Here is a 15,332-nt window from a genome sequence, read left to right as displayed (position 1 = left end):
TTTTCAGACACCCAGGCCGGAGCGAAACCATGAGCAACCTGCTTGGCGATGCCGTCAGCCCTTATCTCCTGCAGCACAAGGACAATCCGGTTCATTGGCGGGAATGGTCCGGCGAGGCGCTGGCCGAGGCGAAGCGCCGGGACTGCCCGATCCTTCTTTCGGTCGGCTATGCCGCCTGCCACTGGTGCCACGTCATGGCCCATGAGAGCTTCGAGGACGAGGGCGTCGCCGCGGTGATGAACCGCCTCTTCGTCAATGTGAAGGTCGACCGGGAGGAGCGCCCGGACATCGACCATCTCTACATGACGGCGCTGCATGCGCTCGGCGAGCAGGGCGGCTGGCCGATGACGATGTTCCTGACGCCGGAGGGAAAGCCGTTTTTCGGCGGCACCTATTTTCCGAAAGACCCGCGCTATGGCCGCCCCGGCTTCGTTCAGGTCATGGAGGCGATCGACAAGGCCTGGCACGAGCGCCGGGAGGAGATCGACCGGAGCGCCGGGACGATCACGGCCCATATCCAGACTGCCGTCGGGCAGACCGCCGTTGGAAACGCTGCGCAGGCGGCGCCACAGGGGAGCTTTGCAAGGCTCGACCTCACGGGGTCGGCCGCGCGCATCGCCCAGATGATCGACCCGGCTCGCGGCGGCATGAAGGGCGCGCCGAAATTTCCCAATGCGCCCTTCATGGAAATCCTCGCCCGATCCGCCTTCGAGACCGGCGACGAGGCCCATCTCGGCGCCTTCCTCAGAACGACCCAGGCGCTGGCGAATGGCGGCATCTACGATCATCTCGGCGGCGGGCTGCACCGCTATTCCACCGACGAGCGCTGGCTGGTGCCGCATTTCGAGAAGATGCTCTACGACAACGCCCAGTTCCTGCGCCATCTCGGCTGGGCCTTTCGCGCCACCGGCGACGATCTGTTTCGCCAGCGGATGGCGGAGACCGTCGGCTGGCTGGACCGGGAGATGCGGCTTGCCGGCGGCGGGCTTGCCGCTTCCCTCGACGCCGACAGCCTGGACGAACACGGGCATTCGGAGGAGGGGGCCTTCTATGTCTGGCAGGAAGCCGAGATCGAGGCGCTGCTCGGCGAGGACGCGCAAGGCTTCAAGCGCGCCTATGACGTCTCGCCCGGCGGCAACTGGGAGGGCAAGGCGATCCTCCACCGCCTCCATCCCGGCACCCGCAGCGACGACCCGGACTTTGCCGAGGCCAAGGCGACGCTGCTCGCCGCCCGGGCGAGCCGCGCCCGGCCCGGCCGCGACGACAAGGTTCTCGCCGACTGGAACGGGCTCGCCATCCGCGCGCTCTGCGAGGTTTCGGCCATTCTGGGCGACGACCGGTCGCTCCAGATGGCGAAGGACGCCTTCGCCTTCGTGATGCGCGAGATGGTCGTCGATGGCCGGCTGCGCCATGCGGCACGGGACGGGCGCACGGCCGGTCTGGCGCTCTCCGCCGACTACGGGGCGCTGATGGCGGCGGCCGCAGCGCTGTTCGCCCGGACCCTCGACGCCGCTTTCTTGGAGCACGGCCAGTGGCTCGCCGCCGAGCTGGAGCGCTGGCACGGCGATGGCGCCGGCGGCCACACCCTCAACGCCACCGACTCCGCCGACGTCCTGTTCCGCCTGCGCGGCGATCAGGACGAGGCGGTGCCGAGCGCGACCTCGCTGGTTATCGAGGGGCTGGCGATGCTCGGCCAGGCGAGCGGCCGCATCGCCATCACCGAGGCGGCCGAGCGGGCGGCCGAAGCGGCGGCCGTGCGGATCGGCGTCAATGTCTTCGGCCATCCCGGCATCGTCGCGGCGGCAAGGCGGCTCAAGCGGGGCTCGGAGCTGGCTATCTTCGGGGAGGCCGCGGGTGAGGGGGGCGATCCGGTCGGCTCCCGCCACGACGCGTTGCGCTTGGCAGCCCTGTCGGCGGTCGATCTCGACCGGCTCGACCTTGACGCAGCGTCGCCCGAGGAGCTGCCGGCCGAACTCGCGATCGCCGGTATCCGGCCCGAGCGGATGCCGGCGGCGCTTCTGTGTGAGGCCCGGGTCTGCCGTGCGCCGGTGTTTTCGGCGGAGGATCTGACGGCGCTGCTCGAACCGAAGCAGCTCTGACCGGCGAGCATCCGCGGGACTGGCGTGAAGGCGCGGACGACCCTGTCCAAACTGCCCGCTTATGGCCTGGTTCCGCGACCTGCTGAAGCACAGCTCCGTGTTGGCCGGAGGGTGTCAGGCACAGATTTCCGGATGAGGGCCTGGGATCGGCCTTTATAAGTCGGCTAAGTTAGCCACGCTATCGTCAGCGATAGACCATGTCGATGATGTCGAAGGCGCCGAGGGCATGGTCTTCGCGGAAGAATTCGTGGTCGGCCTCCAGCCGGTCGGCCGCTTCCTCGGCGAAGCGAACGATATCGGCGATGAAGAGCTTGCGCGGGCTGGCCGCGGCGATGATCGACGGCTCGACGTCGTAATCGACCTGGCCGAGATCATCGGACAGGGCATGCGCCTGGGCCAGAGCCGCGCCGCAGACTTCGGCATATTCCTTCCAGGTACCGTAGCTCAATTCGTCGAGATCGATGTCGTCGCGAAACGGCGCCCGCTCGCGGCTCATGAAGCTTTCGCCGTCGATCTCGACGGCGCCGTAGAAGATGTCGCCATGGGCGAGCTGCACGGATTGGCCATGGGCGATGCGGTCGGCCTTGTCGCCGGCATTAAAGTCCGACGGCGGGGCGAGCCCGTCGAGGGCCGAGCGGCGGGCGCTCTTGAACTCGATGATGAGGTCGTCGGTCGCGTCCTTCGACGGGCCCTCGATAAGGACGTAATAGCGCGGCAGGCCCAGCGACGCCGTCCCCTGGCCATGGCGCATGCACACGTCCTTGACCTTGAGCTCGCCCGCCCGTTCGGGCGCGTCGATCCCGTTCGCCTTGGCGAGATCGTCGATCGCCTTCTGGAACTTGGGGATCTCGCTGGAGATCGGCTGCAATTCGTCCGAGGCGCGGAAGCCGCGGCCGGAGCCCTTGAGATAATCGTCCCAGAGCCATTCCTGCCGCTCTTCCCAGGCTTCCTCGAACAGCCGCTGGATGACCTTCGGCGAATTGTCCATCCGGTATCCGTCGTTCTTCTCGGTCGCGTGCTCGGCATAGCCGTCCATCGCTTCGAGATATCCCTTGACGAATTTGCGGACGATCTTGCGCCGCTTCTTGCGCTTCAGCCCGCCTTCCTCGCGGGCGCCGATCCAGAAGCCGACGGCGCCTCGCTTCAGATCCCAGGTGAAGGGCGCGTAGATCGTCTCGTCGAAGTCGTTGACCCCGAAGATCGGCGCGCCGTGCTCGTCCGGCATGACGCCGAAGTTCTCCGGATGAACGTCGCCCAGCGCCATGACCGACGGCATGTCGGCATCCTGGCCGACCATGTCGCGATAAAAGAGCAGCGCGGTGCCGCGGAAGAACTTGAAGAAATCGTCGGCGAGCTTGTCGAACTTCTCGAGCGCCGCCTGGCTGCGCTGCTCGATCCTTTGCGCATGATCCTCGCGCAGCGTCGAGCGGACGTGCTCCCGGCGCGCCTGGCCCGTCAACAAGACGGGGGGATGGATCTCACCGCCGGCCGCGATCCGGCTGGAAAGCTCACGAAACGCATCGACCCGGCCTTCCGCCTTGCGGGAAGGCTTGACCTCGGCCTTCTTCGATTTCGTCGCCGTCTTTCGTTTCTTCTGATCTTTGGCCACGGTGCATCTTCCTTTTCGCTCGACTTCGGGAACGCGTGGAAAGGATTGCCGTTCCGTCGTGGAATGCCTGCGCCGAAGGCGCCGATCCCGCGCACCGGCCGAAATTCATTGTCTGCGAACCTCAGGAATGGTCGCCGCCGCATCGCGTCCGACGGCGTTCCCTGCCGGCTTCTGAAGCGTCGCGCGGTGCGCCTGGCCACGAAGCCGCAAGGCAAGACGGGCCGTCACATCACCGCCAGCCCCGCCGGCCGGCGCAGATCGAGCGTCGCGGGGAAGGACGGATCGGGGATCTCACGAACCGGTGTGTAGCCGCCGGGGGTGTGGCCGATGTCCTCGAACCTCGCGAGGCGCCGCGCCTCGGCTTCGTAGGCGTTGACCGGGAAGGTCTCGTAGCTGCGGCCGCCCGGATGGGCGACGTGATAGACGCAGCCGCCGAGCGAGCGCTTCGACCAGCGATCGTAGATGTCGAAGGTGAGCGGCGCATCGACGGGAAGCGTCGGGTGGAGGCCGGAGGCCGGCTGCCAGGCCTTGAAGCGCACGCCGGCGACGGCTTCCTTGCCCTTGCCGGTCGCCATCATCGGCACCTCGCGGCCGTTGCAGGTGACGATATGGCGGCCGGGGATGAACTCCGACAGCTTGACCTGCAGCCGCTCGACGGAGGAGTCGACGAAACGCACCGTGCCGCCGATCGCCCCGGTCTCGCCCATGACGTTCCAGGGCTCCAGCGCCTGGCGCAGCTCCAGCGTGATCCCCTCGCGCTCGATCTTGCCGCAGAAGGGGAAGCGGAACTCCGACTGGGCCTCGAACCATTCGGGCTTCAGCGGATAGCCCGAGCGGGAAAGGTCCGCGAGCACGTCGAGGAAATCGGCCCAGACGAATTCCGGCAGCATGAAGCGGTCGTGCAGCTGCGTGCCCCAGCGCACCAGCCGGCCCTCTTCTGGCTCCTTCCAGAACTTCATGATCAGCGCCCGGATCAGGAGCTGCTGGGCAAGGCTCATCCGCGGCTCGGGCGGCATCTCGAAGCCGCGGAACTCGACGAGGCCGAGCCGGCCGGTCGGGCCGTCGGGCGAATAGAGCTTGTCGATGCAGATCTCGGCCCGGTGGGTGTTGCCGGTGACGTCGATCAGGAGATTGCGGAACAGCCGGTCGACCATCCAGGGCGGGGTCGAGCCCTGATCCCGGGTCACCTGCGCCATGGCGATCTCCAGCTCGTAGAGCTGGTCGTGGCGGCCCTCGTCGATACGGGGCGCCTGGCTCGTCGGCCCGATGAACAGGCCCGAGAAGAGGTAGGAGAGCGAAGGGTGGCGCTGCCAGTAGAGAACGAGGCTCTTCAGGAGGTCCGGCCGGCGCAGGAAGGGGGAATCGAGCGGCGTCGCGCCGCCGACAACCACGTGGTTGCCGCCGCCGGTGCCGGCATGCTTGCCGTCGATCATGAACTTGTCGGTGCCGAGCCGCGACTGGCGCGCATCCTCGTAGACGCCGGTGGTGATGGCTTTGGCTTCTTCCCAGGACGCCGCCGGATGGACGTTGACCTCGATGACGCCCGGATCCGGGGCGACGCGCACGACATTGAGGCGCGGATCACTGGGCGGGGCGTAGCCCTCGATCTGCACCGGCAGTTCCTGTGCCTCGGCGATGTCCTCGATAGCGCCGAGAAGGTCGAGATAGGCCTCGGTCGATTCCAGCGGCGGCATGAAGACGCAAAGCTTGCCGTCGCGCGGCTCGATCGACAGGGCAGTGCGCACATGGCCGACGATCTCGCCCGATGCCGGGGCGAAGGAGCCGTAGGTCGGCATCAGGCCGGCTGCGGCGGCGCCTTCCGGCAGTGGCGGCAGCGGCGGCATGTCCTGGCGCATCCGGCCGTCTTCGCCGATCGACTGGCTCATGCCGCCGGCTGACTGGGCAGCGTCGCCCGTGGCGCCGGCGCTGCCGAGATGCTGCTGCATCTCCACCCGGCCCCATTGCTGGCGGTTCTGCGGCGGCAGCGGCGGGAAGGGCTGGGTCGGATCGTCGGGATGGATGAAGGGAAAGTCCGCCGGCCCGAGATGCGGCAGGGCCGCCAGCGGCAGGCGATAGCCCATGGCGCTGTCACCGGGCACGAGGAAGAGGTTCTTGCGCCGGGTCTTCCAGCGCTCGGACAGCCATCTGACGCTGCGCGCCCGGCCCTGCCAGGCCTGAACGGGCAGGACATGGCCCGTCGGCTTCGGCAGGCCGCGCTCGAACACCTTGGCGAGGCGGGCGCGCTCCTCCCGGTCTTCCAGCTTGGAATCGGTCGGCTCGACGTTTTCGGGCAGCTGGGCCTCGCGCAGGATCCAGTAGGCCGCGTCCTCGAAGGCCGGCATGACATAGTCGTCGGCGAGCCCGAGGGCGCCGGCGATGGCCCTGGTGAAGCGCTCGGATTCGGCCGGGCCGACCTCGCGGTCGGTCTTTTCCCGGGCGATCGTCCGCTCGTTCTTCCAGATCGGCGCGCCGTCCTTGCGCCAGTAGAGCGAGAAGGTCCAGCGCGGCAGGGTCTCGCCGGGATACCACTTGCCCTGGCCGTAATGGAGGAAGCCGCCGGGCGCGAAGCGATCCCGCAAGCGGCGGATCAGATCGTCGGCAAGGCCGCGCTTGGTCGGGCCGGTGGCGTCGGCGTTCCATTCGGCCGCCTCGAAATCGTCGATCGACACGAAGGTCGGCTCGCCGCCCATGGTGAGGCGGACGTCGGCGGCTTGGAGTTCTGCGTCGACCTTCGCCCCGAGGGCGTCGAGCTCTTCCCAGCTTTCGTCGGAAAACGGATAGGAGACGCGCGGGCGCTCGGCGACGCGGGTGACCGACATGGCGAAATCGAACTCGACCTCGGCATAATCGACGGCGCCGGAGATCGGCGCGGCGGAGCGGTAATGCGGCGTCGCGGCGAGCGGCACGTGGCTTTCGCCGGTGAGAAGACCCGACGTCGGGTCAAGGCCGATCCAGCCGGCGCCGGGCAGATAGACCTCGGCCCAGGCGTGAAGGTCGGTGAAGTCGACATCGGTGCCGGCGGGCCCGTCCAGCGCCACCTTGTCGGGCTTCAGCTGGATCAGATAGCCGGAGACGAAGCGGGCGGCAAAGCCCAGATGCCGCATGATATTGACCAGCAGCCAGGAGGAATCGCGGCAGGAGCCGGAGCCCTTTTGCAGCGTCTCCTCCGGCGTCTGCACGCCGGGCTCCATGCGCACCAGATATTCGACATGGTTGGCGATCGTCTGGTTCAGCCCGACGAGGAAGTTGACCGTGTGGGTCTCGGAGCGGTCGAGATCCTTCAGGAAGGTCTCGACCAGGGGGCCCATCGGCTCGGGCACGAGATAGGCCGCGAGATCGCTCTTCAGGATGGCGTCATATTCGAACGGCCAGCTTTCCGCGGCTTCTTCCACGAAGAAGTCGAAGGGATTGTAGACCGTCATGTCGGCGAGGAGATCGACCTCGATCTTGAACTCGGTCGCCTTCTCCGGGAAGACGAAGCGGGCGAGATAATTGCCGAACGGGTCCTGCTGCCAGTTGATGAAGTGGTTTTCCGGCGTCACCTTCAGCGAGTAGGACGGCACCTTGGTGCGCGAATGCGGCGCCGGGCGCAGCCGGATGATCTGCGGCGCGAGGTTGACGGGGCGGTCGTATTTGTAGTGCGTCAGGTGGTTGAGCGCGGCAAGGATCGACATGGTCGCTTTCGTGTCTCCCGTCGGGACGTCCCGTTTCGTTTCAGACGAAAGCTTAAGCTTATCTCGCAATGCGGCAAGCCATGCGCGCTATCGCGGTCGCCGCCGGTGCGGGTGACGCAAAGATATTTTTTCAGGTCGTGCGACCGATCGGCGGAACCGGCGTTTGCACTAAGCATTGACGCGCGCAATCGTTTTGACGCGCTTGCCCGGCGCAAGGACCCTACAAGATGAAGCTGTTCTCCTGCCCTTCCTGTTCGCAGGTCGTGTTTTTCGAAAACGTCGTCTGCGAGCGCTGCGGCCATGCGCTGGGCTACGAGCCCACCTCGAACCGCATGCTGGCGCTGGAGCCCTCGGACGGCATCTTCGTCGCCGCCGGAAGCCATTCCGACGGGGCGAGCTGGAAATACTGCGCCAACTACACGCACGGCGTCTGCAACTGGCTGATTGCCGGCGAGAGCGACGACGAGTTCTGCATGGCCTGCCGCCACAACGTCACCGTGCCCGACGTCTCTGATCCGCAGAATCTCGCGCGCTGGCAGAAGATGGAGATCGCCAAGCGGCGGATGTTCTATGAGCTGATCCGGCTGGGACTGCCGCTGGTGACGCGCGACGAACACCCGGAAGGGCTCGGCTTCGACTTCCTCGCCGACACCAAGGGCGAAGAGCAGGTGATGACCGGCCACGATCTCGGCCTCATCACCATCGCCCTCGTCGAGGCCGACGACGCCGAGCGCGAAAAGCGCCGCACCTCGATGGGCGAGCCATACCGCACGCTCCTCGGCCATTTTCGCCACGAGGTCGGCCACTGGTACTGGGACCGGCTGGTGCGCGACGGCAATCCCGGCGCGCTGGAAGCCTGCCGGGCGATCTTCGGCGACGATACCGAGGATTACGGCGAGGCGCTGCAGCGCCATTACGAGAACGGCCCGAAGCCGAACTGGCAGGACGAATACGTCTCGTCCTATTCCGGGGCCCATGCCTGGGAGGATTTCGCCGAGACCTGGGCGCATTACCTCCACATCGTCGACAGCCTGGAGACCGGCCACTGGTGGGGCGTGTCGGTCGATCCGCGGGTGCGCGATTCCGGCCTTTTGACGACGACGATCGATTTCGACGTCTTCGCCGATGAAACCACGATCGGCGACATCGACGAGGCGTGGCTGGCGCTGTCTGCGGCGCTCAACTCCTTCAACCGATCGATGGGACACAACGACCTCTATCCCTTCGTGATTTCCGAGACGGTGAAGGGCAAGCTCGGATTCATCCATGAGCTCGTGCGCGGCAGGGCGGGGCAGGCCTGAGCCGGCGGCCTCGCGAGGCGGGGCCACAGCCGGACAATTAAAATTCAACGTCCTATGGGGCTGGACGCTCTGCCGCACGCTTTAGTTAATGTGCAGTGCGGGAGCGCTCGGCCGATTGCCAGCGCTCGCGGCCCCGGTGGGACGGGTGCCGGCACGAACACATGCCTCGAAGGGACGAGAACGTCACATGGCTCGATCTGCCGATCGCTTTTCATTCGAAACCAGCTGGGGCCCGCGCGCCGCCGATGGGGGGCGGACGGAGTTTCGCCTCTGGGCTCCCTCCGCTCCGTCGGTCGAACTTGCCATCGGCGACGCGGCCGGCAAGCCGGCCGGGTTCCTGCCGATGGAAAAGGATGGCGGCGGCTGGTGGCTGATCTCCACCGACAAGGTCAAGCCGGGCGGCGCCTACGGCTTTCGCCTCGAAAGCGGCCTCGTCGTGCCCGATCCGGCTTCGCGCCGGCAGTTCGGCGACGTGCACAGCCTCTCCGTGCTGGTCGATCCGACGGCGTTTGAATGGAAGACCGCCGACTGGAACGGCCGGCCCTGGGAGGAGACGGTCTTCTACGAACTTCACACCGGCACCTTCAGCCCCAGCGGGGATTTCGAGGGCATCGTCGAGAAGCTCGACTATCTGAAGGACACCGGCATCACCGCCATCGAGCTTCTTCCCGTCGCCCAGTTCGGCGGGCGCCGGGGTTGGGGCTATGACGGCGTGCTTCTCTACTGCCCGCACGAGGCCTATGGCGGGTCAGAGGGGCTGAAACGCCTCGTCGACGCCGCCCATGAGCGCGGCCTGATGGTGTTTCTCGACGCGGTCTACAATCACTTCGGCCCGGACGGGAACTATATCGGCGCCTATGCGCCGGAGTTCTTCCATCAGGAGATCCACACCCCCTGGGGCGCTGCGATCGCCTATGACGAACAGCCGGTGCGCGACTTCATGATCGACAATGCGCTGTTCTGGCTGGAGGAATATCGCATCGACGGACTGCGGCTCGATGCCATCGATTCCATCAAGGACACCACCGACACGCCGCTGGTGACGGAGCTGGCCGAACGGGTGCGAGCGGCCTTTCCAGGGCGCCACGTCCACATCACCACCGAGGACGACCGCAACATCACCTGGCATATCGAGCGCGAGAACGGCCAGCCGACCCATGTCTCGGCCGAATGGAACGACGACTTCCACCACACCGCCCACGTCCTCGCGACCCATGAGGAAGAGGGATACTACGCCGATTATTCCCGCCGCTCCGTCGCGCAGATGGCCAAGGCGCTGGCCACCGGCTTCGTCTTTCAGGGCGACCATTCGGCCCATCGCGACAAGGATGTCGGCGTCTCCTCGGCGCATCTGCCGCCGACGGCCTTCGTCAATTTCCTGCAGAACCACGACCAGATCGGCAACCGCGCCTTCGGCGACCGGCTGAGCGACCTGTCCTCGCGGCGGGTGGTCGAGTGTTTGCAGGCGATCCTCCTCCTGTCGCCGCAGATCCCCTTGCTGTTCATGGGCGAGGAATATGGCGACACCCACCCCTTCTGCTTCTTCACCGATTTCGACGGCGAACTCGGGGCGGCCGTGCGCGAAGGGCGGCGGTCGGAATTCAAGAAGTTCGCCGCCTTCCGCGACGAGGACGCCCGCGCGCTGATCCCCGATCCGAATGCCGAGACGACCTTCGAGGCCTCCAAGCTCGATTGGTCGATGGTCGGAAGGCCGAACTATCGCCGGCGGCTGGCAATGGTGAAGCAGCTCCTCGACAAGCGCCTGCGGCTCGTCGTGCCTCTCCTCAAGGATCCGCTGCCGGGCAATTGCGGCGAATATCACGTCTCCGACGATACGCTCACCTTCGTCGTCGCCTGGCATCTGAAGGAGGGCTCGACGCTGCATCTCTTCGCCAATCTCGACGACGAACCCTGGGCGATACCCTCCGACGTCGTCACCGGGGACCTCACCTGCGGCGAACTCCTCCATGCCTATCCGAAGGGCTCGGACGACATTCTGCGGACCGGCATCTTGCCGGGACCGTCGGTGGTGTTCCGCCTCGAAAGCCAGAAGCTGATTACCGGGAAAGCCTGATGAACGACTATCTCGACAGGCTGGCGAAAAGCCACGGCATTCAGACGGCCTACATCTCCGAGCTCGGCGAGGACAAGAAGATCGACGACGCCTCCAAGCTGGCGCTTCTCGAGGTGCTGGGCGTCGATCCCGATCGCGGCGGCTTCGGCGATTTCAAGGATGCCACCGAGGCGCCGACGCTTGCCTGCCCGCTGCCGGACGAAATCGCCGGCCATCGCCACTGGGGCGTCGCCTGCCAGCTCTACGCGCTGCGCTCGGCGCGCAATCTCGGCATCGGCGATTTCGAGGATCTGGCGCAGCTGGCGATCATCGCGGCGAAAGAGGGCGCGGACTTCGTCGGCGTCAATCCGCTGCATGCCCTGTTTCTCGCCGAAGGCGGGCGCTTCAGCCCCTATTCGCCCTCGACCCGCCGGTTCCTCAACCCGTTCTATATCGCCGTCGATCACATGGACGGCGGCCCCGAGGCGATCGCGGCGCTGCAGGACGAGGCGCCCGGCCTGTTCTCCCATCGCAAGAAGGATCTCGTCGACTATCCGCTGATGGGCCGGCTGAAACGGGCCCTGTTCGACCGGGTCTTCGAGAGCCGCAAAGGCGAGCTGGAAGACCTGCAGGCGTTTCAGCGTTTCGTCGAGGACGGCGGCGAGGCGCTTCAGGGCTTTGCGTTGTTCGAGGCGCTGTCGGAAGATCAGGTGGCCGAGGGCGGTCATGCCGGCTGGCATCACTGGCCGCAGGCCTTGAGAGACCGCAGCTCGCCGGACGTCGCGCGCTTTGCGACGGAAAAGCGCGAGCGCGTGCTGTTTCACCTGTGGCTGCAATTCGAGGCCGAGGAGCAGCTCGCCAGTGCCCAGGCGCGGGCCAAGACCGCCGGCATGGCGATCGGCCTTTATCTCGATCTCGCCGTCGGCGTCGCGCCGGACGGGGCGGAGACCTGGGCCGATCCGGCGCTCACCGTCAATTCCGCCCGCGTCGGCTCGCCGCCGGACATGTTCAACAGCCAGGGCCAGGACTGGGGCCTCGCGCCGCTTTCCCCCAAGGCTCTCGCGGAACGGGACCACAAGCCGCTGTTCGACGCCTTCTCGGCGCTGACCCGCCACGCCGGCGCGGTGCGCATCGACCACGCGATGGGGCTTGCGCGGCTGTGGTGGATCCCGAACGAGGCGCGCTCGGCCGGCGGCGGCTATATGCGCTATCATCTCGGCGCCATGGTCGACGCCGTCGCATCGGCGGCGAACGAGAACCGCTGTGTCGTCATCGGCGAGGATCTCGGCACGGTGCCGGAAGGTTTTCGCGAGACCATGGCGGAGGCGAACGTGTTCTCCTACCGGGTGCTTTATTTCGAGCGCCATCAGGACGGCAGCTTCATCGACCCCGCCAATTATCCGCGCCTGTCGCTCGCCTGCATTTCCACCCATGATCTGGCGACGCTCGCCGGCTGGTGGACGGGCGCCGACATCGAGCTGCGTTTCGAAGCCGGCACGCAGGACGAGGCGGCGACGACCCGCGACCGCAAGTCCCGCGAACAGGAAAAGGCGATGCTGATCCGCGCGCTCGACGGCGCCGGCGCTCTGCCGGACGAATTTGCCGGGGTCCCCGGCGGGACGAGCGATCTTCCCGCCGAACTGCCGGATGCGCTCGCCATCGCCATCCATCGCTATATCGCCCGCGGCGCGGCGCTGCTATTGGCCGTTCAGCTCGACGACATGGTCGGGTCGAAGCGGCAGGCCAACCTTCCCGGCACCACCGATCAATATCCGAACTGGCGCATCGTCACCTCCGTCCCCCTCGAAGAGCTGGCTGAAAACGCCCGCTTCCGGGAGCTCGCGGCGGCGATGCGCGAAGAAAGGCCGAAAACCTCATGAGCCGCTCGCTCGTCGCAACCTATCGCCTGCAGTTCCGCGAGGGGATGGACTTCGAAACGGCCGCCGGCCTCGCGCCCTATCTGAAGGCGCTCGGCGTCAGCCATCTCTACGCCGCGCCGATCTTCGCGGCGGCCGACGGCTCCACCCACGGCTACGACGTCACCGACTACAACAGCCTCGACGAAAGCCTTGGCGGCGTCGGTGGCTTCACCAGGATGAGCGACGCGCTCTCTTCCGCCGATCTCGGCCTCGTTCTCGATTTTGTGCCCAATCATATGGGCGTTTCGCCGGCCAATCACTGGTGGGAGGACGTCTTGCGCTGGGGCTCGGAAAGCCGCTACGCGCCGACCTTCGACATCGCCTGGGAGGCCGAGAAGATCCTCGTTCCCGTTCTCGGCAAGCCCTATGGCGAGGCGCTGGAGGCGGGTGACCTGTCGGTGCGGCTCGACGAAAAGGCGGGCGCCCTGCGCTTCGACGCGGCCGGCTACGGCCTGCCGGTCGATCCGCGCAGCTACGGCCACGTCTTCGGCCTGATCGACCATCCCGAGAAGGACCGGCTGGTGCGCCGCTTCTCGGTGGCGACGCCGGCGGAGGCCGACGAGCTGACCGAACGCCTGCTCGAGCATCTGCAGGACGGCGAATTCGGCGAGGCGCTGCAGGCCGCCATCGCCGCGATCAACGCCGACCGCGACGCGCTGCACGAGCTGCACGAGGCGCAGGCCTGGCGTCTCGCCTGGTGGCGCACGGCCCGCGAGAAGCTGACCTATCGCCGCTTTTTCGAGATCGCCGATCTGATCGGCGTCAGGCAGGAGTCGCGCCGCGTCTTTCGTGAGTCGCACCAGCTCGTCATCCGGCTGGCGCGCGAGCGGCGTCTCGACGGCATCCGCATCGACCACGTCGACGGCCTCGCCGATCCCAAGGGCTATCTGGAACAGCTTCGCCAGGCGTTTCACTCGGTCCGGCGCGCCCCGTCGGTGCATGTGGAGAAGATCCTCACCGGCGACGAGCGGCTGCGCACGACCTGGGAGATCGAGGGAACGACCGGCTACGAATTCATCACGGCGCTGGCCGGGCTTTATGTCGATTCCGATCGGGAAATCGAGATGACCGAGGCCTATCAGGCCTTTGTCGGCGAGGAGCAGGATCTGCGCGGCATGATCCTTCGCCAGAAGCGCTCGATCTTCCAGCGCAATCTCGCCGGCGAGCTGACGGCGCTGACGGGTCTTGCCCTGTCTGTCGCCTCGCTCGGCCTTTCCACCCGCGACCTCGGGCCCGACACCATGGCGCGCTCGATCGTCGAGGTGGCCGCAGCGCTGCCGGTCTACCGCACCTATGTCTCGGTCGACGGCGTGCCGAGCCGCGACATCGCGATCATCGACGAGGCCGTCGATCTCGCCATGACCTGGCGCGAGGTGGAGGCCGACGAGCCGATCCAGTTCATCGGCCGGCTGCTCAAGCTCGATTTCGAGGACGGGGCGGACATTGCCGGCGCGCTCGACTTCACCCGGCGGTTCCAGCAGACGACGGGCGCGGTGATGGCCAAGGCCGTCGAGGACACGGTGTTCTACCGCTACAACCGGCTGATCGCGCTGAACGAGGTCGGCGGCGAGCCGGATCTTTACGGCGCCGACGTCTCGGTGTTTCACGACGCGATGCAGATCCGGCTGGAGGACCAGCCGGAAGGGTTGCTGGCGACCTCGACCCACGACACCAAGCGCGGCGAGGACGCGCGGGCGCGGCTTTACACGCTCTCCGAAGCGCCCGAGCGCTGGGCGGAACTCGTCGCCGGCTTCGCCCAGACCCTGTCCGATCGCCGGATTTCCGTCGAGCCGAGCCTTGATTCGCCCGATCCGGAGACCGAATGGGGCCTCTACCAGTCGCTGCTCGGGGTTCTCCCGGCCGATTTCGACCCGGCCGACGACGCTCTGCGCGACGAGATCGCGGCGCGGCTTGCCGCCTTCGCCGAAAAGGCCGTGCGCGAGGCCAAACGCTGGACGAGCTGGACGTCGCCGGCCGAGGCCTATGAGGCGGCGCTCGCCGATTTCGTCGGGGCGATGCTGGAGGATGGCGGCGAGGGCTCGTTCATCGCCAATTTCTGGCGGGCCGTGCAGCCCTTCGTCGCCGCCGGCGCGCTGAATTCGCTCTCCCAGACGGCGATCAAGCTGATGGCGCCCGGCGTGCCGGACATCTATCAGGGCACGGAATTCTACGACTTCTCGCTGGTCGATCCCGACAATCGCCGTCCGGTGGATTTTGCCGCCCGGGCGCGTGTGATCGACAAGGACGGCAGTCTTGCCGGCGACCTTGCCGACTGGCGCTCCGGCGCGCTGAAGGCGCGGCTGACGGCGGCGGGCCTGGCGCTGCGCTCGCAAAGGCGCGAGGTCTTCACCGCCGCCGACTACCTGCCGCTCACCGTGACCGGCCCGCGGGCCGCCCATGTCGTCGCCTTTGCCCGCAAGGGCGAGGACGGCCACGCCGCCCTCGTCGTCGCGCCGCGTCTCACCCTGACCCTGCTTCAGGGAAGCGACGACATCGCGGCGGCGACCAAAGGCTGGGAGGGGACGACGATCAGGCTCCCGGAGGGTCTGGCGACGCGTGGCTGGCGTGATATCCTGACCGGTGAAACGCTGGATGTCGGCAGTGAGCTTGCCGTCGCACAGGTCTTGAAGGATCTTCCCGTGGCGATCCTCACGGCGATCTGAGGCCCGCAAATAAG

7 protein-coding genes are annotated in these 15,332 nt (G+C 66.9%); 5 read left to right on the top strand and 2 right to left on the bottom strand.

All coding sequences use genetic code 11. From position 1 onward, the window contains the following. Positions 1–29: 29 nt before the first annotated feature. Complete coding sequence (locus tag J6595_RS12675) at positions 30–2,099, top strand: thioredoxin domain-containing protein (protein ID WP_209594926.1); 2,070 nt, start codon at positions 30–32, stop codon at positions 2,097–2,099. 184 nt (positions 2,100–2,283) lie between these two features. On the opposite strand, the gene J6595_RS12670 is transcribed toward J6595_RS12675, so the two are convergent. Further along, positions 2,284–3,708, bottom strand: a complete 1,425-nt coding sequence (locus J6595_RS12670; protein WP_209594925.1) for a DUF2252 domain-containing protein — start codon at positions 3,706–3,708, stop codon at positions 2,284–2,286. A 224-nt stretch (positions 3,709–3,932) separates the two neighbouring features. Continuing rightward, positions 3,933–7,382, bottom strand: coding sequence for a transglutaminase family protein (locus J6595_RS12665; protein WP_209594924.1), 3,450 nt, complete (start codon positions 7,380–7,382; stop codon positions 3,933–3,935). 227 nt (positions 7,383–7,609) lie between these two features. Between J6595_RS12665 and J6595_RS12660 the strand changes: the two genes are divergently transcribed. The 4 genes from J6595_RS12660 to treY all read left to right on the top strand — a co-directional run bounded on the left by J6595_RS12660 (position 7,610) and on the right by treY (position 15,318). Next, positions 7,610–8,683, top strand: coding sequence for a zinc-binding metallopeptidase family protein (locus tag J6595_RS12660; protein WP_209594923.1), 1,074 nt, complete (start codon positions 7,610–7,612; stop codon positions 8,681–8,683). Between the two features lie 187 nt (positions 8,684–8,870). Beyond that, on the top strand, positions 8,871–10,757 hold the full coding sequence (gene treZ, locus J6595_RS12655) for a malto-oligosyltrehalose trehalohydrolase (RefSeq protein ID WP_209594922.1): 1,887 nt from the start codon (positions 8,871–8,873) through the stop codon (positions 10,755–10,757). Continuing rightward, positions 10,757–12,616, top strand: a complete 1,860-nt coding sequence (gene malQ, locus J6595_RS12650; protein ID WP_209594921.1) for a 4-alpha-glucanotransferase — start codon at positions 10,757–10,759, stop codon at positions 12,614–12,616. The genes treZ and malQ overlap by 1 nt, the downstream gene beginning before the upstream one ends. After that, positions 12,613–15,318, top strand: a complete 2,706-nt coding sequence (gene treY, locus J6595_RS12645; protein ID WP_209594920.1) for a malto-oligosyltrehalose synthase — start codon at positions 12,613–12,615, stop codon at positions 15,316–15,318. Before malQ ends, treY begins: the two co-directional genes overlap by 4 nt. Positions 15,319–15,332: the final 14 nt, after the last annotated feature.

Source organism: Jiella mangrovi (assembly GCF_017815135.1).
GTDB classification, from domain to species: domain Bacteria; phylum Pseudomonadota; class Alphaproteobacteria; order Rhizobiales; family Rhizobiaceae; genus Jiella; species Jiella mangrovi.
This window is presented reverse-complemented; position numbering and strand designations above follow the sequence as displayed.

Bases quoted from the DNA above. Each gene is read 5' to 3' on its own strand.
- treY (WP_209594920.1), top strand. From the start codon at position 12,613: ATGAGCCGCTCGCTCGTCGCAACCTATCGCCTGCAGTTCCGCGAGGGG.
- treZ (WP_209594922.1), top strand. From the start codon at position 8,871: ATGGCTCGATCTGCCGATCGCTTTTCATTCGAAACCAGCTGGGGCCCG.
- J6595_RS12660 (WP_209594923.1), top strand. From the start codon at position 7,610: ATGAAGCTGTTCTCCTGCCCTTCCTGTTCGCAGGTCGTGTTTTTCGAA.
- J6595_RS12675 (WP_209594926.1), top strand. From the start codon at position 30: ATGAGCAACCTGCTTGGCGATGCCGTCAGCCCTTATCTCCTGCAGCAC.
- J6595_RS12665 (WP_209594924.1), bottom strand. From the start codon at position 7,382: ATGTCGATCCTTGCCGCGCTCAACCACCTGACGCACTACAAATACGAC.
- malQ (WP_209594921.1), top strand. From the start codon at position 10,757: ATGAACGACTATCTCGACAGGCTGGCGAAAAGCCACGGCATTCAGACG.